Raw genomic sequence first — 24,856 nt, 5'->3', positions numbered from 1 at the left:
CACTCAGGCCAAGTGGTGTGGCCCGAGGTCGACCACCGACCGCACGCCCATCAGCGCGAGGGTCCGGTCCAGCTCGGTCCGGAGGATGTCCAGCACCCGCAGCACACCGGTGGCGCCGCCGGCGCCCAGGCCCCAGACATACGGACGGCCGACCGACACGGCGGTCGCCCCGAGCGCCAACGCCTTGACGATGTCGGTCCCTCGCCGCACCCCGCCGTCGAGGATCACGTCGGCCCGGTCGCCGACGGCGTCGACCACGGCCGGGAGGGCCGCGACGGCGCCGACCATGCCGTCCAGCTGACGGCCGCCGTGGTTGGACACCACGATGCCGTCGACACCCATGTCGACGGCCCGCCGTGCATCCGCCGGCGAGACGAGGCCCTTGACCAGCAGCGGCCCCTCCCACTGCTCGCGCAGCCAGGCCAGGTCGTCCCAGCTCTGGCCGGGGTCGGTCATCTCCCTGTTGATCCACTCGCCGAGCGACGTTGCGCCCGACCCCCGGCCGAGCTCGGTGAAGTTGGCGAACGTCAGCGGCGGCCCCGTCAGGTAGTCGCGCACCCACGCGGGGTGGCGAGCGGCGTCCAGCAGGTTCGGCAGGCTCGGCCGTGGGGGCAACGTCATGCCGTTGCGCAGGTCGCGTTCGCGCTGGCCGACCACCGGCACGTCGACGGTCAGGACGATGGCGCTGTAGCCCGCCTCGCGTGCCCGGCGCACCAGGTCGGCGACGACCTCCCGGTCCTTCCACAGGTACAGCTGGAACCAGCGCGGGCCGTCGGTGCCGATGTCCTCGATGGTGCAGGACGACCCGGTGCTGAGGGTGAAGACGGTTCCCGCGGCGGCCGCGGCCCGGGCGGCACCCACCTCGCCGTCGGCGTGGGCGAGGCGCAGCAGCCCGGCGGGCGACAACATGACGGGGAACGACAGGTGCTGCCCGACGACGGTGGTGGACAACGTCCGGGTCAGGCTGCCGTCGAGCACCGTCGGGCGCAGGGCCACGTCGGCGAAGCCGCTGCGGTTGGCCCTGACCGTCGACTCGTCCTCGGCACCGCCGTCGATGAAGTCCGCGACCATGCGCGGCATGCGCCGGTGGGCTGCCCGGCGCATGTCCTCCACGGTCCTGATCGTGCTGACCCTCACGCGGCTTCCTGCCGGTCGAGTGGCATGGGGCGGCTCACTTCAGGGCGCGTGCAGCGGCGTCGGTCGGGGTGTCCACCCTCGCCCCGGTCGGCACGACCTCGGCGGCGAGCACCGCGTCCCACACCGGCTTCTCGGTGCCGGTCAGGGTGCCGTCGGCGACCGAGAGCGGCGCGGCCAGCACCCTGACGTCGTCGAGCTGCACGTCGAGGCGTGCGGCCGCGGTGTCGACGGCCCGGCGCAACAGCTCCTGCGACTCCGGCAGCGCGATCAGCGACCGGGCGGTGGTGAACCGCAGGCCCTTGTTGTTGGCCCAGCGCGACAGGGTGGCCTGGGCGGCCTCCACGACCGCGACGACGAACCCGTCCTCGACGGCGACGACGGCCTCGCGGATGTAGGGGGAGGAGCGCAGCCGGGCGGCGACCTGCTGTGCCGTCACGGTCCCGCCGCTGCTGGTCGGCACGTCGTCGCCGACCCTGCCGGTGACGACGAACCCGTCGTCGACGGACTCCGCGGAGTCACCGGTGCGCAGCCAGCCGTCGGTGGTGGCGTCCTCGCTGACGGAGGGCCCACGCAGGAGCAGCTCACCGTGCTCGACGCCGGCCTCGATGCCGGGGACCGGGGTCATGGCGGTTTCCCAGCCGACGGTCCCTGCGGTGGTCGCCATGGCGAACCCGCCGACCTGCGCCATCGAGTAGGCACGGCGCAACGTGACCCCGAGCGCGGCGTAGAACGCCACTGCCTCGGGTGAGATCGGCGTGCCGCTGACCAGCAGCCAGCGCACCTGGTCCAGGCCGAGCTTGCCCAGGACGTGCCGGCCGACGAGCGCCCGCGACACGCCCGAGGGCTGGGGGGTTCGTCCCTCCTCCACCGCGGCACGCAGCTTGGCGTTCCACGACTTGAGCACCATGCCCTTGAGCCCGGTGGTGGCCTGCATGCGCAGCCGCACGTCGGTGGCCAGCTCCTCGGCGAAGCGGGGGGTGAGGTGCAGGTAGGTGGGGGCGATCTCGACCATCGCCTGCCCGACGCTGGCCCGCGACTCCGGCAGCACCAGCGTCGCCCCGGACAGCAGCGCCGGGAACACCGTGGCGCCACGCTCGACGGGGTCCGACAGGGGGCGGAACGACATGACCCGGTCGCCCGGGCCGAGGTCGAACGCCTCGATCGTGGCGCTGGCCGCCGCGGCCAGGTTGACGTGGCTGAGCAGCACCGGGGCGGGCAGCGCGAAGGTGCCCGAGGTGGTGGTGCGGGCCGCGATGGCAAGCGGGTCGAGCTCGTCGGCGAGGGCCGTCATGGCGGTGCTCGGGGCGGTCACCGACGCGGCGTCGACCGCCGGGAAGGGGGCCAGGACGGGGGAGGCGTACTCCTGCACGCCGGCCGGGTCCAGGTAGTACATGCGCCGCAGCTTGGGCAGGGCACCGTCGTCGAGCAGCTCGAGGATGCCGTCGGCCGCGGCCTGACCCTGGACGACGGCCACGGCGGGCGGGCTGTCCTCCAGCAGGTGACGCACCCGGGGCAGCGGGGTGTTGGACGGCACGCCGACGACCAGCCCTCCGAGCAGCTGGACGGCGAGGTCGATGACGACCCGGTCCTCGTGGGGAGCCAGCACGAGGACGACGACGTCACCGCGGCCGACCCCGTCGTCCCGCAGGGCGGTGGCGGTGGCGACGACCCGGGCGACCAGCTCGGCGGAGGTGGTGGCGGTCCACAGGCCGAACCGCTTCTGCAGCACGGCCACGGAGTCGGGTGCGTCGGCCGCACGGGCGGCCAGGGGGGTCCAGATCGTCTCGAACATCACTCGGCTCCCAGGTAGGCCTCGACGACGGCGGGGGTCTGCTGGACCTCCGCCGGGGTGCCCAGCGCGATCGGTTCGCCGAAGTTCAGGGCGAGCACGCGGTCGGCGATGCTCATCACGACGGCCATGTCGTGCTCGATCAGCAGCACGGTGACGTCGAGCTCGGCACGGATCTCGTAGATGAAGCGGACGACGTCCAGCTTCTCCTCCACCGTCATGCCGGCCATCGGCTCGTCCAGCAGCAGCAGGTCGGGCTCCATCGCCAGCACGCGACCCAGCTCGATGCGCTTCTGCAGGCCGTAGGGCAGGTCACCCACCGGCTCGAACCGCAGGTGGGAGATCTCCAGCAGGTCCATGACCCGTTCGACGGCGGCGCGCGCCTCCACCTCTTCCTTCACGGCCTTGCGGGTCCGGAAGCCGGCAGCGAACACCCCACCGCGCTGATGGATGTAGCGGCCCAGCATCATGTTGTCGAGCAGCGACAGCTGCGGGAACAGGCCGAGGTTCTGGAAGGTCCGCGACAGGCCCATGCGCACGACCTGATGGGGCTTGCGCCCGAGGAGGCTGTGGGTCGTCCCGTCGGCGTCGGTGTAGTCCACGACCGCGCCGGGGTTGGGCTGGTAGACGCCGGTGATGGCGTTCACCAACGACGTCTTGCCGGCACCGTTGGGGCCGATCAGCGCGAACAGCTCGCCACGGTGGACCTGCGCGGTCACCCCGTTGCAGGCCTTCAGCCCGCCGAACTGCACGGTGACGTCGTTGAGCGTCAGGATCGGGGCGGCCTGGGTCGCGGGGGTGTTGGTCATGGTCTGGGTGACGGGGGCGCTCACGAGGCCCTCCCGGTGTAGCGGGCGACGACGGCCTCGTAGGCGTCCTTGGCATCTCCGGCCCCGCCCAGGTAGTACTCCTGCACGTAGCCGTCCTCTCGCAGGTCCTTGCTGGTCCCCTCGACCACCACCCGGCCGGTCTCCAGGACGTAGCCGTACTTGCTGTGGGCCAGGGCGACGCGGGCGTTCTGCTCGATGACGAGCACGCCCATCCCCTCCTCCTCGTTGAGCTGGGTCAGCAGGTCGAAGAGGTCGCGGACGATCATGGGGGCCAGCCCCAGCGACAGCTCGTCGCAGATCAGCAGGCGGGGCTTGGCCATCAGCGCCCGGCCGACGGCGATCATCTGCTGCTCGCCGCCGGAGAGGTAGCCGGCCCGATCGGTCCGGCGCGACACGAGCTGGGGGAACAGCTCGAACATCTTCTCGAGGTCGGCGTCGATGCCGTCCCCGTCGCGTCGGCTGGCCGCGCCGACCAGCAGGTTCTCCTCCACCGTCAGGCGGGGGAAGAGCATGCGCCCCTCGGGGACCTGGCAGACACCGGCGCGGACGACCTTGCTGGCGCTGGCGGCCTCGATCGGCGTGCCGTCGAGGGTGATGCTGCCCTGGCTGACGTTGCCGTCGTGCACGAACAGCAGGTTGGTGATGGCGCGGACGAGGGTGGTCTTGCCGGCCCCGTTGGCGCCGAGGACGGACACGAACCCGCCCGGGGGGACCTGCATGGACACGCCGTCCAGCGCGATGACGCTGCCGGAGTAGTCCACGGCCAGGCCCTGGACGACCAGGCCGGCGTCGGCGCCTGCGGCGTGTGGGTTCAGCTGCTGTACGGCCACGAGCTCACGTATCCCTTCAGTGACTTCCACACACCGACGAGGCCGGTGGGGCGGGCGACCAGGACGATCACGATGAGCACACCGAAGATCGCGAGGTTGGTCTCGTTGGCGTAGTCCTGCAGGAACTCCACGGAGCGAATGCCCGGGACCTCCGCACGGATCCAGTCGAACAGCACCGGCGCCAGGTAGTAGAAGAACGCGCCGAACACCGCTCCCTGGAACGACGAGATGCCGCCGACGATGATCATGATGGCGTAGAAGAGCACCAGCTCGAACGGGAAGGAGTCCTCGCCGCGGGCGCCGATGTAGTAGGCGCCGAGGGCCCCGGTGAGGGACGCGAAGGCCGAGGACAGCGCGAACGCCGTCAGCTTGGTGCGGGTGACGTTGATGCCGATCAGCGACGCCGACACGTCCTTCTCGGCGATGGCCATGAAGGCGCGTCCCTCGCGGCTGCGGACCACGTTGGAAAGGAAGAGGATCGACAGCGTCGCCATCGGCAGCAGGACCCAGTACCAGCGGAAGTTGCCGGCGATGGCGAAGACGCCGTTGTCGTCGGGCGTGATGAACGGCAGCCAGTGCAGCCAGGCGGGCACCTCGGGGGCGGTGAAGATGATGGCGTTGAACCCGAAGTAGCCGACGATGAACTTCTTGTAGGCCAGCAGGAAGAAGAAGTGGACGCCGAAGGTGGCGATCAGCAGGTACAGGCCCTTGAAGCGCAGGGCTGGCAGACCGACGATCACCCCGACGAGGCCGCCGACGATCAGCGAGGCGACCATCACGACGACGAAGTTCACGCCGTGCAGCTGGCCCATCCAGGCGCCGAGCATCGTGCCGAGCATCAGGAACGCGGCGTGGGCGACGCTGACCTGGTGGGTGTAGCCGAGCAGCAGGTTGAGGGCGGCGGCGCCGATCGTGGCGATGAGCGCCAGGTTGATGGCGGGGAACCAGGCGGTCCACGGGAAGTCCAGCGGCGGGTCGAAGCCGGAGGACAGCGCGAAGGGGACGGCGATGGCGACGATGACGACGGCGAAGGCGTTGAGGCGCTGGCCGCGCGTGCGCAGCAGCCGCAGGTCCTGGCGGTAGTCGGTGGTGGCAGTCTTCACGGTTGGCTCCTCAGACCCGGACCAGGTCGCGGGTGCCGTACAGCCCGGAGGGGCGCCACAGCAGGACGGCGAACATGATCCCGAAGGCGATGACGTCGCGGTACTCCGCGCCCAGGTAGCCGGCGCCAACGCTCTCCACGATGCCGACGAGCAGGCCGCCCAGGATGGCGCCGCCGACGGAGTCGATCCCGCCGAGGATCGCCGCGGGGAACGCCCGCAGGCCGATCACGGCCACGCCGAGCGACACCGACGGGGTGTAGTGGGCGTACATGACGCCTCCGATGGCGGCCATGGTCAGGCCGATCCCCCAAGCGGCGGCGTAGATCTTGTTGGGGTCGATGCCCATCGCGGCGGCAGCCTCGAGGTTCTCCGCGACCGCGCGCATGTGCAGACCCAAACGGCTGCGCTGGAAGAAGACCAGGAATGCACCGACGGAGATGGCGGCGGCCAGGACCATGAACCCGTTGACGTAGGGGATGGTCACGGTGCCGAAGTTCAGCTGACCCTGCGGCAGGGCGGTCAGGCGTCCGCGCGGTGTGGGGCCGTAGAAGATCAGCAGGCCGGCCCGGATGACGATCTCCAGGCCGACGGTGACCAGCACGACGGAGAAGAACGGCTTGCCGACCATGTGCCGCATGATCCCGTAGTGGAGGATCACGCCGGTTGCGGCGAGGACGACGGCGATGACCACCAGGCTGACGGCGAACGGCAGCTCGAGCACGTCGATGAAGGTCACCGCCAGGTAGGTAGCGATCATCAGGAAGGAGCCGTGCGCGAAGTTCAGGACCGAGGTGGCCTTGAACACGAGCACGAAGCCCAGGGCGACCAGCGCGTAGATCGCGCCGATCGCTATCCCGTTGAGGAGGAGTTGCAGCAGGAACACCGCGAGGACCTTCCGTAGGCTCTTGGTTCGGGGGGTGGGGGAGGGATCAGCTGGCGGTGTCGGCGAACGGGCGGTCCGGGTGGCCCGGATACCAGTCGTCGGGGATGGCGTCCCACGGGGGCTCGGAGTCGACCCCGTGGAGGGTGTGCTCGACGACGGTCCATTCGCCGTCGCGGCGCTCGAGCACGTCGACGATCCGGGCCCAGAGCTGCCAGATGCGGCCGTCGTCCTTCATGCGGTGCACCGCGTCGACGTAGGCCATCAGCTGCGCCCGGTCGCCGTCGACGGTGACCTGGAAGTTGGACACGTGGTGGGAGGTCCGGCCGTACTGGCCGAGCACCGCAGCGAGGGTGCGCGCGTAGGCGTCCCGACCCTCCACGACGCGACCCGTCATGATGTCGATGCGCGCGTCCTCGGCGAAGACCGCCGCGGCCCCCTCGGGGTCCTTGGCGTCGACTCGGTCGAAGTAGGTGACGAACACCTGCTCGACCTCGCGGATTGCGGCCAGATCAGTCACGCGGAGCGGCTCCTCAGCATCGATGGCACTAACTTACCGAATGGTCGGTAAGTAAGTCTAGACCCGTTCCGTCCCGGGTCTCAACAAGTATATTCATACGCATGGATTACCTCGGCCACCACATCGGACGAATCGTCCGCGAGCGGGCCGGTGCGTCACCCGACACACCGGTCGTCACGATCAGCCCGGACGGCGCGTCCCCGGGCGCGCCGGGCGTCCCCATCACCTACGCCGAGCTCGACGACCGGACCGAGGTCATGGCCGCCGCGCTGACTCGGGCGGGGGTCGGCAGGGGCGACCGAGCGGCGGTGATGCTGCCCAACGGACCGTCCTTCGTGCACAGCTGGATCGGCATGGCGAAGGCCGGCGTAGTGGAGGTGCCGCTGCACACGGCGTCACGGGGCGACGGCCTGCGACACGCGCTGGGGTTGACCGGCGCGTCCCTCGCCGTGGTGGACCGACGGGCGCTGGACCGCATCGGGGAGGTGGCCGACGACCTGCCGGCGTTGCGGACGCTGGTGGTCTGCGGTGCCGTCGACGGCCTGCCCGGCCGGGTCGGGGACGCCGACGTGGTGTCCATGGCCGACTTCGTGGACGGGGTCCGGCCGGGACCGACGGTGGACGTGTCGGACACCGATCCGTCGGTGGTGCTGTTCACCTCCGGCACGACCGGGCCGTCGAAGGGCGTCGTGCTGTCGCACCGGGCCAACACCCGCTTGGCGTGGTCGGTGGGGCGGGGCGCCGGGTTCCGGCAGGGCGAGGTGCTGTTCACCACCTTCCCGTTGTTCCACGTCGCTGCCCGGTACGTCTCGACCCTCGCGGCGATGCTGGTCGAGGGCCGCGTCGTCATCCGCGAGCGCTTCTCCGCCAGCCGGTTCTGGGAGGAGTGCGCCGAGGAGGGCGTGACGGCCGTGCACTACCTGGGCTCGTTGCTGACGATGTTGCTCAAGCAGCCCGCCCGGTCGGTGGACACCGGCCACGGGGTGCGGGTGGGCTACGGGGCAGGCGCGCCGAAGCCGGTGGCCGAGGCGTTCACCGACCGGTTCGGGGTGCCGCTGCACGAGCTGTACGGGATGACCGAGACCGGGGCGGTGACGATGAACCGGGCCGGCGCGTACCGGCTGGGGTCGTGCGGCACGGCGCTGGAGGACTGCGAGGTCGCGGTGGTCGACGGCGACGACCGGACGCTGCCGGCCGGCGAGGTGGGCGAGATCGTCACCCGGCCGTCGGTGCCCCACATCATGATCGAGCAGTACGAGGGCATGCCGGAGGCGACGGTGGAGGCCTTCCGCAACCTGTGGTTCCACACCGGCGACCGGGGCTGGCTGGACGACGACGGCTTCCTGTACTTCGTCGGCCGCCAGAAGGACGCGATCCGCCGGCGGGGCGAGAACGTGTCGGCCTTCGAGGTCGAGGTGGTGCTGGAGGATCACCCGTCGGTGGCCGGCAGCGCCGTCGTCGGGGTGCCCGACGAGATCAGCGGCGAGGAGATCCTGGCCTACCTCGAGCTCCGCGAGGGGGCGACGCTGGACGTGGCGTCGGTGCTTGACCACTGCCAGACCCGCCTGCCCCACTTCGCGGTCCCCCGCTACGTGGCCGCCGTGCAGTCCCTCCCCCGCAACACCTCCCAGCGGGTCCAGAAGCACCTGCTCGAGGCCTCCCCCACCGCCCCCGGCGTCGTCGACCGCGACACGATCGGCTACGTCGTCACCCGCTGACCCACCCCTCCCCCGTGTGCTCGTCGGCCCCTCCCCCGGGATCCCGGGAGGGAGGCCGGGCCCCATCCCCCTGACGGGATTCGTCCCCACTCGGAGCCCTGCGTCGCTGCGACGGGGACGATTCCGCCGGCGGACCGCCCTCCCCCAGCGGGTTCGACGGTGGAGGAGGGGACGATTGCGTCAGCCGGTGGGTACGAATCCGTCGGGATCGGGCGTACGGGGCGTACGGGACGTACAGGGCGTACGGGGACGCACGGGGGGCCACACGACGGGGTGTGTCAGGTGGAGAGGCGGGCGGCCACGTCGGGGGCGAAACGGTCGGCGAGCGCCTGGAGCGCCGCGTCGTCCTTGGTGGACACCGGGTGGGGGACCATGACCGTGGGGTAGGCGGGCGCGCCGAGGGTGGCCCCGAAGCGGGCAGCCAGGCCCTGGAAGGGCTCGGTCATGACGAGCGTGGCGGGGATTCCCAGCCGCTCGAACTGGACGGAGTCGTGCAAACTGCACGCGGTGCAGGCCCCTCAGTCACCGAGGCCGGAGATCACCAGGTGCGAGCGAGCCGCCAGCATCCGGGTCACGTCGGCGTCCAGCGGGGCGCCGGCAGAGGGTTTGGTGTGGACCTCGACGTGGGCGATGCCCAGGAGGTCGCGCAGCCGCTCGCCGATGTGGCCGAGTAGCGCCTTGGCGTTGGGCTTGCCGTTGTCGACGATGAGCAGCCTGGCGTCGTCGGGCAGCGGCACGCGTGGGGCCAGGTCCAGCGCGTCGGCGGACGAGGTGGCCATGTCGGGCCGATGGACGCGGATGACGGTCACGAGTCCTCCCCCATGGGTGGGAGGGTGACCTCGCAGCCGTCGGGGCCGCAGTCGGGCAGCGCCTCGCCCGGTGGCCGCACCCGGCGGCTGACGGCGCGAGCCATGGCGACGTCGACGGGGGCCCAGGACGGGATGTAGGCCGACCAGCCGGCGCCGGCACCGCCGGCGGTGACGACGAACACGTCGTCAGGGGTGGGGACGGTCGCGAGCTTGCCGTCGGGGCCGGGAACCAGGTCGTGGGAGCTGCCCTCGGGCAGGTCGATGCCGCCGGCGCGCAGCTCCTCTGGGGTGATGCGCGAGGCCTCGGCGAGGAACTCCTGGACGTCTCGTCGGCTCCAGCCGGCCTCGACGACGGCGAGGTGGTGCTCGTGGCCCAGGACGACGACGCCCTGCCCACCCTTGCCGGACACGAAGTTGGAGGGGACCTTCATCGCGGCGGCGAAGGTCAGCAGGAGGCGTTCGGGGTCCTCGACGAGGTGGTTGGCGACCTGCCGCGGACCCTCGGTGGGAACGACCGTCACGACGGTGTCGTCGGCATCGAAGCCGAGGTCGGCGGACAGCGGTTGCCACGGCGCACGGGGCGGGTCCTCGGCGAAGCAGAGCGTGTACTTGCCCGGGTGCCCCATCGAGCTGCCGTCCAGCCCGCCGCTCTTCGCGCCAAGCACGTTGCCGGCGACCAGGCGGATGGCCCGACCGATCGTGGCGTTGGCCCGGTTGCCCGAGCCGAGCGCGTTGTGCGTGCCGTTCATCCCGACCTCGCGGGCCATGGGGCCGCTGACGATGGTGCAGATGGCCGCGCCGCCGGTGCTGGTGGTGGCGGTGTGGGCGTTGAACGCCGGGTCGAGCATCGCGGACAGGCCGGCGATGACGATCGGGAAGTACTCCGGCCGGCAGCCAGCCATGACCGCGTTGATGGCGGCCTTCTCCACGGTGACGGCCAGGCCCCGCTGGGGGACGGTGCCGAGCACGTCGTCGGGGTCGGTCACCCCGGCCGCCAGCATCATGTCGAGCACGCGATCGGGGGTCGGGGGGACGATCGGCAGGCCGTCGGTCCACCCCTCCTCGAAGAACCGCTCCTGGACGTCGAGGTCCTCGATCTCGATGAGGTCGCTCATCTCGCCAACTCCTCCTTTCGGTGCAATGATGCGCACAATACAACCAACTGACCGGTTGGTAAAGCTGTCGAGGAGCCCGATCGCATGACCGCACGGACCGCCCGCGTGTCGCTGACGGTGGCGATGGCGCTGTGGGGCCTGCAGTTCGTGGCCAACCACGAGCTGCTGGAGGTGCTGACGGCAACCGAGATCGTGGTCGTGCGCTTCATCGCCGTCGTGGCTGCGGTGCTGGCCATCCTGGCGTTCGTGCCCCGCCTGCGTCCGAGGCTCGACCGTCGGGACGTGGTGATCCTCGTGTTTGCCGGCCTGCTGTCGGTGCCGGGCTCGCAGCTGCTGCTGGCGACCGGGCAGAACTACCTGGCCCCGGCGATGGCCGGTCTGGTGGTGGCGACCCAGCCGGCGGTGACCGCGGCGATGTCGGCGCTGGTCCTGCGGGAGCGGGTGTCGGCGCGAGCGGTGGTCGGGATGGTGCTGGCGCTGGCCGGCGCGGGCGTGGTCATCGTCTTCGCCACCGGCGGCGGGACGGCGCTGACGGTCCGCAACCCATGGGGGGCGGCGCTGGTGTTCCTCGCCCAGGTGTCCTTCGCCGGCTACACGGTGCTGACCAAGGCGGTGCAGGGCCGCATGCACCCCCTGACGCTGACGTTCACCGGCCTGCTGTTCGGCGCGGTGTGGCTGGTGCCGCTGGCCCCCGGCGCGATGGCCGGGATCGGCGCGCTGGAGGGCCTGCGGTGGCTGTGGTTCGTCCAGCTGGTCGTCGGCGGGACGTTGATCCCCTACATCGTGTGGAACCTGGCCCTGGGCGTGCTGCCGGCCAACGAGGTCGGCAGCTACACCTTCCTCGTCCCGCTCTTCGGCGTGGCGTGGAGCTGGACGATCCTCCGGGAGGACCTGTCGCTGATCGGGCTGGGCGGTGGCGCGCTCATCGTCCTCGGCGTGGTCCTGACACAGGCCCGCGGACGGACTAGCCAAACACGACCACCGGATCACCCTTGCCCGACTGAGCGCCGTTCATTAGCGTGATCACGCACAGTACTCGCTCCTGAAACGGGATCACCTCATGGCGTCACGCCCCTCCGCGTCCTTGCTGACCACGATCGCGACCGGGCTGGCGGTGCTGCTGGCCTTGTTGGTGGCACCGGCGAGCGCCCAGGGGACCAGCGGCGACGAGCGAGTCGCCGACACCACGGACCCGACCGCCGCGTCGATCCAGATCTCCGAGCGGTTCTTCGACGACGACGACCCCAGGATCACGAGCATCGCCATCGGCCGTTCCAACGTCTTCGCCGACAACCTCGGCGGGTCGTCGTGGGCAAACGCGGTGGGTCGTGGCCCACTGCTGCTGAACCCCACGGACCGGCTGGATGGCGCGGTCCGCCTGGAGATCGAACGCCTCTTGCCGCTCCCGAGCCTGACGTGCGACGAGGCGGAGATGTACGTCACCATCCTCGGCGGGCCGGCCGCGATCTCGGCCACCGTCGAGGACGAGATCAGGAACATGGGGTACTGCGTGGCACGGCTCGCCGGGTCGGGACGGGTCGAGACCTCGCTGGAGATCGCCAGGACGTTCGATGACGTCTCCAGCATCTTCCTCGCCCGCGACAACAACCCGGCGGACTCCGCCGCCGCGGGGGGCCTCGCCGGCCTGCGTGGTCAGCCGATCGTGGTGAACCCCCTCGAGGAGCTGCACCCCGCCGTGCATGCCTTCATCCTCGAGCGCCGCGTCGACAACGTCACCATCCTGGGCGGGACGGCAGCCATCAGCCAGGCCGTCGAGGATCAGCTGGTCGAGCTCGGCGTGACCGTGACGAGGCTCGCCGGTCCGTCCCGCGCCGAGACCTCGGCACGGGTCGCATCCGAGATCCCCACGCCATCCATCGTCGGGCTGGTCAACGGGTTCAACGAGGACGGCTGGGCCTACTCCCTCGCGGCGGGAGCCGTCGGCGGCCGGGAGAACATGTCCATCGTGTACGGCAACGAGACGGGTCTGGTGACGGACGTGCAGGACTACCTGGGCATGGCGAGGCCGGGGAAGATCATCACGTTCGGCCCCCAGTCCGCGATCCCGGACAGCGTCAGCAGCGCAGCCCGGGCGGCTGCGGGTGGCTTCCCCGAGGACGACGGTGTCATCGGCACGATCCAGGTCACCCCGTCCGGCAGCCCGCTGCCGATCACCGCGTGCGAGGACCGCAACACCGTCGACAACCTCATCAGGGGCACCTACGCCGCCGGCGACGGCAACCTCCTCTTCGAGTTCAGCCAGGACGTGCCCAACTACACCCTCCGCTTCATGCACCAGGGTGAGCTCCACACCGGCGTCCTGAACGGCAACGACGTCGTCACCGACCGGGGATACAGCGGCACGTTCACCACGTCGACGCCGTCGGGCGCCAGCACACAGGCAACGGTGGAGATCCCCGACCGGTTCGACCTCCCCAGCTGCGACCAGGACGGCGCCGGCGACGGCATCGGGACGATCGAGTTCGATGCCAGCGGCACCCCGCTGCCGATCACCGCATGCGAGGACCGCAACACCGTCGACAACCTCATCCGCGGCACCTACGCCGACGCCGGGGCCGACCTGCTGTTCGAGCTCAGCCAGGACGTGCCCAACTACACCCTGCGGGTCATGCGGTTCGGCGAGCTCCACACCGGCACGCTGCACGCCGACGACTTCACCACCGCCAACGGCTACGACGGCACCTTCACCACGACGTCACCGTCGGGCGCGAGCACCCAGGCCACCGTGGTCATGCCCGACCGGTTCGCCCTCCCGGCCTGCGAGTCGGACTCCGGCGGCACGGGCGGTGTCATCGGGACGGTGAGCATCAACGCCACCGAACCCCGTGACATCACCGCCTGCTGGGCCTCCCCGTCGAAAATCCTCGGCACCTACTTCGACGGTGCCAACGACCAGTTCTTCGCGCTGGACAACGTCGCCGGCACCTACACCATGGACCTCGACATCAACTTCGGCGGGTACTCCGGCAGCCTGCCTGCCAACGAGCTCGAGCAGCCCGACGGTGCCCTCAACGGGCTGTTCGAGGTGACCAACGGCGTCGACAACGCCTTCGCGTTCCTCAACATCGAGAGTCCCGGCACCGTCCCCGACTGCACGCCCGGGACCGGGGGCCAGGCCGGCGCCGTGGGGACCGTGAGCATCAACGCCACCCAGCCCCGCGACATCACCGCCTGCTGGGACTTCTTCACCTACGGGGCGGTCCTGAGCGGGACCTACTTCGACGGCGCTGCCGACCAGTTCTTCGTCCTGTCGGACCTCTACGGCACCAGCACCTACGCCCTCGAGCTCGACATCGCCAACGTCCCCTACGACGGTTCCCTCCCTGCCAGTGAGTTCGAGCAACCCGACAGCAGCCTCAACGGGCTGTTCGAGGTCACCGACGGGGTGAACGACGCCTTCGCCTTCGTCGACATCCCCGAACCCGACTCCATCGGCACCTGCTGAGCTGGACCGGACTCCGCGGCAACCGACCCGAGATGACTCCGCCCCGGAGACCGGTAGTCTCCTGACCGACCAGTGTCGATCGGGTTCCGGGGGTCGGGGTGGACAGTCGCGTTGTGGGTGTCGTGACCGCGGTGGTGCTGACCGCGGTCCTCATCAGCGGGTGTGCGGGGTCGGACCTGCCCGGGATGGCCGAGGTCTTCGACGTTCCCGCCGACGGGTCGCACGTCCTGACCCGCGGCGACGACTGGCAGCTCGTCGTGACGCCAGCGCAGCACCTCGAACATCGCTACGACCGGGGTGTGAGCGGTGTCGGTGAGTACACACGACCCATCACGCTGACCGAGGCGACCGAGTTCGCCACGACACGCAACGGCCAACCGATCACGTTGGTCGCCGGACCCGTCGACGATCGGACCGTGCGTGTCGAGGTCGAGAGCCTCCAGGGGGTCATGGGGGACGCGGCGGTCGTGCGGGCCCACGGCCTGACCTGGTTCTGGCTGGAGCTGCCGGGAGACGACGACGGTCGACAGGTCACGGCCTACGACGACGACGGCGAGATCATCGATCAGCGCCGGTAGCCAGCGCCACGTCGGCGAGGGCCAGCCTCGCTGACCAGGCGGGCCAGCTCCCGTGGACGGTCGAGCATCAGGTGGTGGTGGCCCGGCTCGACGACCACCGAGAGGTGCTGGTGATCCCGCGCGAGCCGGTCCATGCGGTCGCGTTGCACGGGCGGCACGACGGGGGAGTCGTCGGCCACGATCACCGTCGTGGGGCAGCCGCTGGCCGCCAGCACCTCCCCGACCTCTCGTGGTCGGTCGGCTGGGTGGCCCACGAACAGGGTCGGGTCGAACGCCCACGTCCACCCGTCGGGGGTCTCCACGACCGCGTGCTCGGCGAGGTGCGCCAGGAGGGAGGGGTGGACGACCGGCTGGTCGGGCAGCAGGCGGAACCTGCTGGTCAGGGCCTCGGCCGACTCGGCGTACCGCCGCGATGCCATGATCTGCTCGGCGTGGCCGATGGACTCCGGTCGGGGGATGTCCAGCGGGGTGTCCACGACGACCACTCCGCCGAGCCCGTCCCCGTGCTCGGCCCCGACCATCGCCGCCACGACGCCGCACATGGAGTGCCCGACGACCAGCGGGGACGCCGCGCCCACCTCCTCCACCACGGCCATCACCTGGTCGACCCAGCTGCCGAAGGTGTAGCCGGCGCGATGTGACGAGCGGCCGTGGCCGACCATGTCCAGCGCGACGACGTGCCACGAATCCGCCAGCAGCCCGGCGACGGCGCTCCACCACCGCGCGTGTGCCCCGCCGCCGTGCAGGAGGACCACGAGCGGCTGCCCGGGCGTCCCCCACTCCAGCCGGTGCTGGGCCACCCCGTCGACCGTCGTCGCGACCGAGCGCGGTTCGCGGGCGAGGGCGGCGCCCAACCAGGGTGGTGGAGGACTGGTCATGCGACGGATCCTGTCATAGTTTACTTATCAGTAAGTCACCTGCGTTGAGGAGCCGCCATGTCCAACACCGCCAACGACCTCGAGGCCATCCGTGGGCTGCTCGGCCGATACGCCGACCACATCGACGCGGTGGACCTCGACAGCCTCGCCACGCTGTTCACCGAGGACGCGACCGCGTGGCTGCTGGGCACGGAGCTGACGGGCCGAGACGAGATCGTCGCCTACGTCGGGAAGGCGCTGGATCGGTGCGAGGCCACCAGTCACCTCATCGGCAGCCACGTCGTCGACGCCCAGTGGGACCGGGCGACCCAGACCGCCGTCGTCCAGGCCTTCCACCGCTTCCGCGACACCGGTGGGACGTGGCTGCTGCACGGCCGGTACGTCCAGTCCCTCGTCCTCACCGGCGACGGCTGGCGGATCGCCCGCCACGAGCTGCACGGCATCGGGTCGGAACCCGATGGCGGCGGGCCGGCCCGCACCTACAGCGGACACCCGCGACGCCGCACCCCGCAGACGGCCTGACCCCACGGGACGGCCTCAGCGACGCGCGCCGAGCACGGACCGAGTCGCCGCCGCGGCCAACGCAACCGCCTTGGTCGGTGGCATCACCGCCAGCCGCGGGGAGATGACCTCCACGCACAGCGGCGTCGTGGCGAGCACGTGCCGCAGCGCCCGGAGGAACGACCGCAGGTCGAAGGTGCCGTCCCCGGGCAGCTGGCGGTCCATGGTCTCCTCCACCAGCGGCACGTCGTCCTGGCGAGGCCCGGCGTCGTCGATCTGGACGGCGGCGACCAGCTCGGCGGGGACGTCCTCGAGCTGGTGGATGTCGTCCGCGCCCCGGAAGTGGTGCCAGCTGTCGATGACGACCCTGCCGTTCGGCCGTCCGGCGTCCTCGACGATCCGCAGCGCGGTGGGCAGGTCGGGCACGGTCGTCCACGGGAGGTACTCCAGCCCGACGCCCAGGTCGTGCGCGGCGGCCCGGTCGCACAGGTCGGCGAACGTCGACGCGACCCGATCCCGCGACCCCTCGACGTCACCGACGACCGTGACATGGCGTCCGCCGAGCGCGTCGGCCAGCTCGAAGACCCGCTGCTCGTGGCGTCGCGCGCTGGCCTGCTGCTCCCCCGTGCCGCCCCAGCCGCTGATGACGTCGATCTCCACGACGTCCAGTCCGCCGTCGCGCAGCATCGCCTGCAGGTCGGCGTCGGACAGGCCGGCTTGGTGGGCACGTGTCCGGTCACCCGGCCGCAGCCCGATCCCGTCGAATCCCGCGGCGGCCGCCGCAACGACCCTGGCCTCGAACGGCGCGTCGGGCACGGTCATGACCGACAGCACCATCTCGGGTGCCGGGCCGTCGCTCACCGGGTGGAAGGCCCGGCGTCGTGCACGACCGGCAGCTCCTTCAGCGCGCGGGACGCCAGGCTCGGGACGTACTCCAGGGTGGCGTCGTCGGCCAGCCGCAGGCCGGGCAACCGCTCGACGATGCTCTGCAGCATGTGGCGCATCTCCAGCCGGGCCAGCTGCGCACCGATGCACGCGTGGATGCCCCGGCCGAACGCGACGTGGCGGTTGGGGTGGCGGGTGATGTCCAGCGACGCGGCGTCGTCGAAGTAGTCGGGGTCGTGGTTGGCCCCAGCGAGCGCGAGGAAGATCCGGTCACCGGCCGGGACGGTGACCCCGTCGATGTCGATGTCCTCCAGCACCCAGCGGACCAGCACCTTGATCGGCCCGTCGATGCGCAGCAGCTCCTCCACCGCCTTGGCGGCCATGTCGGGGTCCTCGCGCATCGCCTGCATCTGGTCGGGGTTGCGCAGCAGGGCCAGGACGCCGTTGGCGGTGGCGTTGATCGTGGTCTCGTGGCCGGCGAACAGCAGCAGCGCGAGCATGCTCAGCAGCTCCTGGTCGTCAAGCCGGTCGCCGTCCTCCACGGGGGCGGCCAGGGCGCTGATCATGTCCTCGCCCGGCTCGGCCCGTGCGGCGTCGACCAGCCCCTGGAGGTAGGCGAACATCTCCTCGATGCCCCGCAGCGCCCGTTCGTGGCGGTCGCCACGGGCGGCCCCACCGGCCCCGAACGCCACCAGGGCGAGCTCGTCGGACCATGCCCGGAAGCGGTCCTGGTCCTCCAGCGGCACACCCATCATCTCCGCGATGACGGCGGCGGGCAGGGGGTAGGCGACGTGATGGATCAGGTCGCCTTCACCCGAGGCGATGAAGTCGTCGAGGATCTGGTCGACGCGTGCCTGGATGGCCTCGCCCATGAGGCTGATCCGCTGGCCCTTGAAGGCGCCGGCAGCCAGCTTGCGCAGGCGGGTGTGGGCCGGTGGGTCCGACACGACCATCCACGACTTCAGGATCTCGAGGATCCGCGAGGCCGAGGACTCCTCACCCGGGGCGTCCTCCGCGCGGGCCCGGGCCAGCACCGGCGCGACCCGGTCGGAGGACAGCCGCCGGTCGGTCAGCGCCGACTCGACGTCGCGGTAGCGGGCGACCACCCAGGCCTGATGACGGTCCGACCACACGGCAGGCGCGGCATCGCGCAGCGCCTGCATCGTGGCGTAGGGGTCCTCGGTCGCTGCCGGGGACAGCAGGTCGACGTCGTCGAGCGCGGTCGTGGTCATGGTGGCTCCTGGAGGTGGTCGTGGGTGTGCGGTCGGGCGCGGTCAGGCTGACCTGACCATGGCCTTCAGCTCGTCCATGCCCTTGAAGCTGTAGCGGGCGAGCTCGGGGTCACCGAGGCCGGTGATGTTCCACATGACGAGGTGGCGCAGGCCGGCGTCGTGGTAGGCCTCGATCTCCTCGGCCAGCTGCTCGGGCGTGCCGGCGAAGGCGTAGTGCGACGACACCTGCGGCGGGATCCTGGTCAGGATCCGGTCGACCTCCTCACGCGGCACCCGGGTGGGGATGAAGTCGTGGAAGCCACCGCTGCCGCCGAGCGGCGGTTCGAGCCCCATGGATTCGTACACCCAGTTGGGCATGAGGATGCAGAGCATGCGGACCATCTCCGAGGCCAGCAGCCGCTGGACGGACTCCTCGTCGGGGCCGATCAGGAAGTAGCCGAGCATGCCGGGCGTGAAGCCCTCCATGTCCCGCCCGGCGTCCTTGCCGGCCTTCAGGATGGTGTCGAGGGAGGAGCGGTAGGCCTCCGGTGACATCTTGGTGGGCAGCCAGCCGTCGGCGTACTGCCCCGTCAGGCCGAGCATGCGGGGGCCGTGGGCGGCCAGCCAGATCTCCGGTGGGGTGTCGCCGTAGGGGTCCAGTCCCATCACTGCGTCCTTCAGCCGGAAGTGGGTGCCCTCGAAGTCGACCTTCTCCGCGCCGGCGTTGAACAGCAGCTTGATGACCTCGAGGCCCTCGGCGAGCTTGCCGACCGGCTTGTCCCACTCCATCCCGTAGGGCTCGATGTTGAGCTGCTCTCCCGAGCCGACGCCGAGGATGGCGCGGCCCTTGGTCATGTGGTCCAGCGTCAGCATGGTCTGGGCGACCGAGGCCGGGTGACGGCGCAGCAGGTCGGTCACGCAGGTGCCGAGCTTGATCGTCTCGGTCTGGGCACCGACGGCCGACATCATGGCGAACGGGTCGGCGTACACGTGGCTGGACTGCTGGTAGTTCGCCAGCGGCGTGTAGTCGGTGTTCCACATGCTGTCGGGGTGCCAGCCCATCAGGTGGTCGGGCCACCAGACCCCGTCGTAGCCGGCCTGCTCCATCTTCACCCCGGCGGCGATGCCACGGTCGATCGGCGGGGTGATGGCGCCGGGTGCGCCGAGCTGGATGTCCATGGGGGCTCCTGTGGGGGGTCGTCGGTGGCGAGCGGGGGTCAGGCCGTGGGGACGGTGACGATGACGTCGTCGCCGTCGGTGGTGACGGGGTAGGTGCGGACGGGCTCGGTCGCGGGGAGGGTCAGCGCCTCGCCGGTGCGGAGGTCGAACACGGAGTTGTGAGCGGGACACTCGATGCAGCTGCCATCCAGCCAGCCCTCGCTGAGCGACTCCTCCTCGTGGCTGCAGATGTCGTCGACCGCGAACAGCTCGTCGTCGTCGGTGCGGGCCAGGCAGACACGCTGGCCCCCGACCTCGAGCAGCCGGACCTCGCCGGGCGCCAGGGACGCAGCCCCGGCCACCCGATGTGCGCTCGACTCGTCCACGCTGGTTCCTCCCGGGGGTTGTCTGGTGGTGCCTCGCCATAATAGTCTACCGAACGGTAAGTAGACAACCCTGTCGGGCCGTGTTCCCGCGGTCCGGGCCGGGTGTCGATACGGGCCCGGCGTGGGCTCGACGATGGAACTCGATGTGGACGGAGCGAACGTGGCAGACCTCGACGGGCGGGTGGTGGCCGTGACCGGCGCCGGGTCCGGAATCGGCCTGGCGACCGTCGAGCTGCTGCGCGGGCGAGGGGCCACGACCGTCTCGTGGGACCTGTCGGCGATCGAGGTGGAGGCGCCGCACCGCGCCGCCGTGCTGGACGTCACCGACGAGGGCGCCGTGGCGGTTGCGATGTCGGAGGCCATCCGCGACCTCGGCCGCGTGCACGGCCTGGTCAACTGCGCCGGCACGCTCGGCCACACCGGCGACCGCATGGCCGACCAACCCCTCAGCCGCGCGCGGACCACCTTCGAGGTCAACACCCACGCGGTCCTGTCGACCATGCAGCAGGTGCTGCCGCACATGGTGGCCTCGGGCGGGGGCGCGATCGTCAACGTGGCGTCCAACGCGGCGCTCGGCGCCCGACCGGGGCTGGCACCCTACTCCGCGTCCAAGGCCGCCGCGATCGCCTACACCCGGACCGCCGCGCGCGAGTACGGCCGCCACGGCGTACGCGTCAACGCCGTCTGTCCCGGCGGCACCGCGACCCCGATGGTGGGCGACGTCACGGAGGAGTCGATGGAGCGGGTCACCCGCGCGATCCCGCTGGGCCGCTGGGCCGACCCGTCGGAGATCGCGGCGACCATCGTGTTCCTGCTGTCCGACGAGGCGTCGTACGTGTCGGGGGCGACGCTCGTCGTCGACGGTGGGGCGACGGCATGACGGCTGGTCCACGGGTGGTGGTGGTCGGCGGCGGCCCTGCTGCGGCTGCGCTGGTCCACGGGCTGCACCGGGGCGGGCACGACGGCTCGGTGGTCGTGCTCGCGGGTGAGGGATGCACGCCGTACGACCGGACTGCGGTCTCCAAGGGGTTGCTGACCGGGGAGATGGCCGCGGCGCCCGAGCTGTTCCCCGAGGTGCTGACCGACGACGTCGTCCGCCGTGCCGACGTCGTGGAGATCGACCGCACGGCCCACGAGGTCGTCACGGCCGACGGCAAGCGGATCGGCTGGGACCGGCTGGTGCTGGCCACCGGTGCCGCACCGAGGGTGCCGCCCGTCCCCGGCCTGGACGGCCCCGACGCCAGCACCCTGCGCGACGCCGCCGAGGCCGAGGTACTGGCCGACCGGCTTCGTCCCGGTGCCCGGTTGGTCGTCGTCGGGGCGGGCCTGATCGGCCTCGAGGTCGCCGCGGCCGCACGTACTCGCGGCGCGTCGGTGGTGGTCCTGGAGGCCGCGCCGACCGCGCTCGGCCGGGTGCTGCCGCCCGAGGTGTCGGCGGTGGTCCTGGACCGGCACGCCGCCGAGGGCATCGAGGTGCGCCTGGCAACCCCTCCCACCTCGGTGGTGTCCTCCGCCGCGTCATCGGCCGGGCACGCCGTGGTGTGCCTGGCCGACGGGACCGAGCTGCCGGCCGACCACGTGCTGGTCGCCACCGGCGTGTCGCCACGGACCGACCTGGCAGCCGCCGCGGGCCTGGCCATCGACGACGGGGTGCTGGTCGACGAGCTGCTCGTCACCAGCGACCCGACGATCATGGCGATCGGCGACGTGGCCCGTGTCCGCGCAGCCGACGGGACCACCACTCGCCACGAGGCCTACACACCGGCCATGGCGATGGGCCAGCACGCCGCCCGCACGATCCTCGGCGAGCCCACCCGCTACGTCGACGTGCCGTGGTCGTGGTCGGACCAGCTGGACCTCTCCGTGCAGGTCGCCGGATGGCCCGACCGCGCCGACCGCTGGGTCCTGCGCGGGTCGGCCGACGACCTGGAGACCGGCCTGTTCGCCTTCGGCGTCCGGGGCGACCAGCTGGTCGCGGCGACCGGTGTGTCGCGCGGCCGACAGGTCGGCCGAGTCGTCCGCGGTGCGCAGGCGCTGGTTGCCGCCGACCTCGCCGTCGACGATGCTGCCCTCGCAGACCCCTCCACCGACCTGCGCCGTTTGGCTCGCACCGGCTGACGTTCGCTACGTTCTCACCCACCCCGAAGACCGAGGAGCCCCCATGTCGACTGTCCACCTTCCGATCCTGCCCGCCGCCCGCCCGGCGCTGCTGGCGACCGTGCCCCGCCAGGTCGTCGCCGTCGCCGTCGGCAGCGCTGCCCTGGCGATCTCGGCCCAGCTCCAGGTGCCGATGTGGCCGGTGCCGATCACCGCACAGACCCTCGTGGTGCTGCTGCTCGGCTTCGTGCTCGGCCCGAAGCTGGCGATGGCCACCGTGCTGGCCTACCTCGGTGAGGGCGCGATGGGCCTGCCGGTCTTCGCTGGCCTGACCGGAGGCGCCGCCACGCTGGCCGGCCCGACCGGTGGCTACCTGTGGGGCTTCGTCCTGGCCGCCGGCACGACCGGTGCGCTGGCCCAGCGTGGCTGGCACCGCTCGGCCCCGATGGTCGCGGCCGCGATGGTGCTGGGGAACCTGGTCATCTACGCCCTCGGCGCCGGCTACCTGACCACCTGGCTGCACTTCATGGCCGCCGAGACCCTCGCGTGGGGCGACGCCCTCAAGGCCGCGTGGACCGGTGGCGTGTACCCCTTCCTGATCGGTGACGCCGTCAAGATCGCCCTGGCAATGGCCGCCCTCCCGGCCCTCTCCCGCCGCACCGACTGACCCCGCGTCACGACCGACGCCACGACGCCCCGGCCCCGACGGCCGGGGCGTCCGCGTTCGCCCCCCGGCCGACCCGGCCCACCTCCCCCTGACGGATTCATCCCCACCCTGGGCCCGCGTCCCCCTGACGGATTCATCCCCACCCTGGGCCCGCGTCCCCCTGACGGATTCATCCCCACCCTGTGACGGATGTTGACCCACCTCGATGCGGCGAACCCGTCGGACGGGTCCCCGCGCTGACGGATTGGTACCCAGGTCCCCTCCGCTCCCCCTTCACTTGGGTCAAGATCCGTCAGGGCCGAGCTGCCGGCCCGGCCAGGGCCCAGCTGCCGGTTCGGCGGGGCCGAGCTGCCCGCCCCGGCCAGGGTCCAGCTGCCGGTTCGGCGGGGCTACTGGAGGGTGACCATGCCGCCGTCGACGGGGAGGATGGCGCCGGTGATCCAGGAGGCGGCGCGAGAGGACAGGAAGATGGCGGCGCCGGCGGCGTCGTCGGGGCGGCCGATGCGGCCCAGCGGCACGGACTCCTCCAGCCCCTCCTCGTCGGCCTCCAGCGCGAAGGCGGTCATCTTCGAGGGGAAGAGGCCGGGGGCGATGGCGTTGACGGTGATGTGCTCGCGGGCCAGGCGGGCGCCGACGACGCGGGTCAGCTGGTGCACGCCGGCCTTGGAGGCGGAGTAGGCGTAGGACTCCCAGATCGGCACGCGCATGCCGTCGACGGACCCGATGTTGATCACGCGTGAGGGGTGGTCGGCGGTCGCCGCCGCACGCAGCAGGTCCAGGCAGGCGACGGTCAGGGCGAACGGCGCCTTCAGGTTCAGGCCGAGCACCTTGTCCCACGCCTCGTCGGGGTAGTCCTCGATGTCGGCTCCCCAGGTCGCGCCGGCGTTGTTGACCAGGACGTCCAGCCGGTCGGTGTGGGTCGACAGCTCGTCCACCAGCGCCCGCACACCCGCGGGCGTCGAGACGTCGGCAGGCAGGGCGACGGCTCGCTCCCCGAGGTCGTCGGCCACCGCCGCGCAGGCATCCGCACCGCGTGCGGTCAGGTACACCGTGGCGCCCGCCGCATGGAACCCGCGGGCGATCATCTCGCCGATCCCCCGCGAGCCGCCGGTGATCAGCACGTGCCGCCCGGCGACGTCGAACAGCCCGCCGGGCACGGACAACCCCTCGCTCACGTCGAGACGATCGGCAGCAGGCCGGGACGGCGGGCGTCGCCCACCAGGTCGTCCATGGGCCAGCGCTTGCGGGACACCGTCGACAGCTTGGTCAGCAGGTTCATGGCGACCGGGTCCTCCTCGCCGGGGCGGGCCTCGATCAGGCCGGCGTCGATGACACCCTTCATCCACTCCTCACCACGGGCGGTCCGGATCAGCGTCAGCGTCCAGTTGTCGTCCGCGCCGATCCCGCCGGTGGAGATGTCGGCGTGCTCGGCCGCGAAGTCCGGGCACTTCTTGCAGCCCTCGCGGGTGTAGGGGTGGAACTCCTTCAGCGGCAGCTCGTGGTAGGAGCCATCACGCAGCCACACCATGTAGCGGCCCTTGATGTTGACCTTCACGACGTCGTTGATGTCGATGTCGTGGTTGGCGAGGACCAGCTTCTGCCCCTCGTAGGTGAAGGTCTTGGAGCACAGCAGGCCGATCGTCAGGGCGATCTTGCGCTTGTACTTGTTGACCCCGTAGGTCTCGACGGTGCCGTTGATCGACGCCTGGCAGGACATGCCGACCAGCGCGATCTGCTTGAGCTTCTGCTCGTCGGCCTGCTTCATCGCCAGCGGGTTGGCGGAGTAGGTGTAGCGCGACCCGGCGGTGGCCAGCACCCCCTCGCGGTCGGTCACGAGGGCGGGCTCGGAGTCGAACGGCCCGCGCGTCTCGGTGATCGCCGACGTCAGCGCGCCGTCGATCATCTCGTTCTCCAGTCCCCAGATGAGGAGGGTGGACACCAGCCCGCCGTCCTGGCCCTGCTCGTGCACGGCCTTGTCGGTCGCACGGGTCAGCAGGATCGAGCGCACGTGGCCATAGACCTGGTCGGGCTCGCGCGGCTGGCCGAACAGCACCTCGTCGATGTCGGTCTCCCAGTTGCGGAACCGGGGACACGCCCGGGTGCAGATGTCACACCCGCGGTCACCGATGACGCACTGGTCCTTGTCCATCCCCTCACCGATCTGGACCGGCCAGTACTCGTCGGTGTAGCCCAGTACGTCGCGGGGGCAGACCATCACGCAGGCGGCGCAGCCGGTGCACAGCCCGGGTTCCACCACCTCGCGGTACAGCTCTCGCCAGTGCACGTCACCCATGAGAA

General features: G+C 71.3%; 24 protein-coding genes. 8 read left to right on the top strand and 16 right to left on the bottom strand.

All coding sequences use genetic code 11. The annotated features are described in order from the left end of the window. Positions 1–3: 3 nt before the first annotated feature. From CUC05_RS10250 to CUC05_RS10220, 7 genes are read right to left on the bottom strand one after another with little or no spacing between them, the layout of a single operon-like run. The gene (locus tag CUC05_RS10250; RefSeq protein WP_108665999.1) at positions 4–1,137 is read right to left on the bottom strand and encodes an alpha-hydroxy acid oxidase; all 1,134 of its coding nucleotides are present in this window, start codon (positions 1,135–1,137) and stop codon (positions 4–6) included. Between the two features lie 34 nt (positions 1,138–1,171). After that, entirely contained in the window at positions 1,172–2,929 is a 1,758-nt protein-coding gene (locus CUC05_RS10245; protein WP_157965430.1) for an AMP-binding protein, read from the bottom strand. Beyond that, positions 2,929–3,759, bottom strand: a complete 831-nt coding sequence (locus tag CUC05_RS10240) for an ABC transporter ATP-binding protein (protein ID WP_205712249.1) — start codon at positions 3,757–3,759, stop codon at positions 2,929–2,931. The genes CUC05_RS10245 and CUC05_RS10240 overlap by 1 nt, the downstream gene beginning before the upstream one ends. Continuing rightward, positions 3,756–4,586: an ABC transporter ATP-binding protein gene (locus CUC05_RS10235; RefSeq protein WP_205712248.1), complete on the bottom strand. Its 831-nt coding sequence runs from the start codon at positions 4,584–4,586 to the stop codon at positions 3,756–3,758. The genes CUC05_RS10240 and CUC05_RS10235 overlap by 4 nt, the downstream gene beginning before the upstream one ends. Beyond that, positions 4,568–5,689: a branched-chain amino acid ABC transporter permease gene (locus CUC05_RS10230; RefSeq protein WP_157965429.1), complete on the bottom strand. Its 1,122-nt coding sequence runs from the start codon at positions 5,687–5,689 to the stop codon at positions 4,568–4,570. Before CUC05_RS10230 ends, CUC05_RS10235 begins: the two co-directional genes overlap by 19 nt. Positions 5,690–5,699: 10 nt before the next feature. Continuing rightward, positions 5,700–6,572, bottom strand: a complete 873-nt coding sequence (locus CUC05_RS10225) for a branched-chain amino acid ABC transporter permease (protein WP_157965428.1) — start codon at positions 6,570–6,572, stop codon at positions 5,700–5,702. Positions 6,573–6,618: 46 nt separating this feature from the next. Further along, entirely contained in the window at positions 6,619–7,089 is a 471-nt protein-coding gene (locus CUC05_RS10220; RefSeq protein ID WP_157965427.1) for a nuclear transport factor 2 family protein, read from the bottom strand. A 101-nt stretch (positions 7,090–7,190) separates the two neighbouring features. Between CUC05_RS10220 and CUC05_RS10215 the strand changes: the two genes are divergently transcribed. Next, positions 7,191–8,807 carry an AMP-binding protein gene (locus CUC05_RS10215; protein ID WP_108665994.1) on the top strand — a complete coding sequence of 539 codons (1,617 nt, stop codon included), beginning with the start codon at positions 7,191–7,193 and terminating at the stop codon, positions 8,805–8,807. 278 nt (positions 8,808–9,085) lie between these two features. Here CUC05_RS10215 and CUC05_RS25865 read toward each other — a convergent pair whose 3' ends face one another. Further along, positions 9,086–9,616: a UGSC family (seleno)protein gene (locus CUC05_RS25865; protein WP_273701421.1), complete on the bottom strand. Its 531-nt coding sequence runs from the start codon at positions 9,614–9,616 to the stop codon at positions 9,086–9,088. Next, on the bottom strand, positions 9,613–10,731 hold the full coding sequence (locus tag CUC05_RS10200) for a hypothetical protein (protein WP_108665991.1): 1,119 nt from the start codon (positions 10,729–10,731) through the stop codon (positions 9,613–9,615). Before CUC05_RS10200 ends, CUC05_RS25865 begins: the two co-directional genes overlap by 4 nt. An 84-nt stretch (positions 10,732–10,815) precedes the next feature. On the opposite strand from CUC05_RS10200, the gene CUC05_RS10195 reads away from it, so the two are divergent. The 3 genes from CUC05_RS10195 (at position 10,816) to CUC05_RS10185 (ending at position 14,775) form a co-directional block, all read left to right on the top strand. After that, on the top strand, positions 10,816–11,754 hold the full coding sequence (locus CUC05_RS10195) for a DMT family transporter (RefSeq protein WP_108665990.1): 939 nt from the start codon (positions 10,816–10,818) through the stop codon (positions 11,752–11,754). Positions 11,755–11,791: 37 nt separating this feature from the next. After that, a complete protein-coding gene (locus tag CUC05_RS10190) occupies positions 11,792–14,197 on the top strand; it encodes a cell wall-binding repeat-containing protein (protein ID WP_108665989.1) in 2,406 nt (801 codons plus the stop codon). Positions 14,198–14,310: 113 nt separating this feature from the next. Next, a complete protein-coding gene (locus CUC05_RS10185; RefSeq protein ID WP_108665988.1) occupies positions 14,311–14,775 on the top strand; it encodes a hypothetical protein in 465 nt (154 codons plus the stop codon). Here CUC05_RS10185 and CUC05_RS10180 read toward each other — a convergent pair. Continuing rightward, positions 14,763–15,653 carry an alpha/beta fold hydrolase gene (locus tag CUC05_RS10180; RefSeq protein WP_108665987.1) on the bottom strand — a complete coding sequence of 297 codons (891 nt, stop codon included), beginning with the start codon at positions 15,651–15,653 and terminating at the stop codon, positions 14,763–14,765. The genes CUC05_RS10185 and CUC05_RS10180 overlap by 13 nt on opposite strands. 57 nt (positions 15,654–15,710) lie before the next feature. Here CUC05_RS10180 and CUC05_RS10175 point away from each other — a divergent pair, with 57 nt between their 5' ends. After that, on the top strand, positions 15,711–16,175 hold the full coding sequence (locus tag CUC05_RS10175; RefSeq protein ID WP_108665986.1) for a nuclear transport factor 2 family protein: 465 nt from the start codon (positions 15,711–15,713) through the stop codon (positions 16,173–16,175). A gap of 15 nt (positions 16,176–16,190) precedes the next feature. Here CUC05_RS10175 and CUC05_RS10170 read toward each other — a convergent pair whose 3' ends face one another. The 4 genes from CUC05_RS10170 to CUC05_RS10155 are packed head-to-tail and all read right to left on the bottom strand — an operon-like array spanning position 16,191 to position 19,794. Then, a complete protein-coding gene (locus CUC05_RS10170; RefSeq protein WP_108665985.1) occupies positions 16,191–17,015 on the bottom strand; it encodes a sugar phosphate isomerase/epimerase family protein in 825 nt (274 codons plus the stop codon). Further along, on the bottom strand, positions 17,012–18,271 hold the full coding sequence (locus CUC05_RS10165) for a cytochrome P450 (RefSeq protein WP_108665984.1): 1,260 nt from the start codon (positions 18,269–18,271) through the stop codon (positions 17,012–17,014). The genes CUC05_RS10170 and CUC05_RS10165 overlap by 4 nt, the downstream gene beginning before the upstream one ends. A gap of 42 nt (positions 18,272–18,313) precedes the next feature. Further along, positions 18,314–19,429 (bottom strand): LLM class flavin-dependent oxidoreductase, encoded by a 1,116-nt coding sequence (locus CUC05_RS10160; protein ID WP_108665983.1) that lies wholly within the window; start codon positions 19,427–19,429, stop codon positions 18,314–18,316. Between the two features lie 38 nt (positions 19,430–19,467). Continuing rightward, positions 19,468–19,794, bottom strand: a complete 327-nt coding sequence (locus tag CUC05_RS10155; protein ID WP_240606238.1) for a non-heme iron oxygenase ferredoxin subunit — start codon at positions 19,792–19,794, stop codon at positions 19,468–19,470. 160 nt (positions 19,795–19,954) lie between these two features. Between CUC05_RS10155 and CUC05_RS10150 the strand changes: the two genes are divergently transcribed. From CUC05_RS10150 to CUC05_RS10140, 3 genes are read left to right on the top strand one after another with little or no spacing between them, the layout of a single operon-like run. Then, positions 19,955–20,674, top strand: a complete 720-nt coding sequence (locus CUC05_RS10150; RefSeq protein ID WP_157965426.1) for an SDR family NAD(P)-dependent oxidoreductase — start codon at positions 19,955–19,957, stop codon at positions 20,672–20,674. Next, the gene (locus CUC05_RS10145; protein ID WP_108665980.1) at positions 20,671–21,912 is read left to right on the top strand and encodes an NAD(P)/FAD-dependent oxidoreductase; all 1,242 of its coding nucleotides are present in this window, start codon (positions 20,671–20,673) and stop codon (positions 21,910–21,912) included. Before CUC05_RS10150 ends, CUC05_RS10145 begins: the two co-directional genes overlap by 4 nt. Before the next feature lie 43 nt (positions 21,913–21,955). Further along, on the top strand, positions 21,956–22,558 hold the full coding sequence (locus CUC05_RS10140) for a biotin transporter BioY (protein WP_108665979.1): 603 nt from the start codon (positions 21,956–21,958) through the stop codon (positions 22,556–22,558). Positions 22,559–22,947: 389 nt separating this feature from the next. On the opposite strand, the gene CUC05_RS10135 is transcribed toward CUC05_RS10140, so the two are convergent. Then, the gene (locus CUC05_RS10135) at positions 22,948–23,733 is read right to left on the bottom strand and encodes an SDR family oxidoreductase (protein WP_240606237.1); all 786 of its coding nucleotides are present in this window, start codon (positions 23,731–23,733) and stop codon (positions 22,948–22,950) included. After that, entirely contained in the window at positions 23,730–24,851 is a 1,122-nt protein-coding gene (locus CUC05_RS10130; protein ID WP_108665978.1) for a Coenzyme F420 hydrogenase/dehydrogenase, beta subunit C-terminal domain, read from the bottom strand. The genes CUC05_RS10135 and CUC05_RS10130 overlap by 4 nt, the downstream gene beginning before the upstream one ends. Between the last annotated feature and the right edge of the window lie 5 nt (positions 24,852–24,856).

Source organism: Euzebya rosea (genome assembly GCF_003073135.1).
Lineage (GTDB): Bacteria > Actinomycetota > Nitriliruptoria > Euzebyales > Euzebyaceae > Euzebya > Euzebya rosea.
This window is presented reverse-complemented; position numbering and strand designations above follow the sequence as displayed.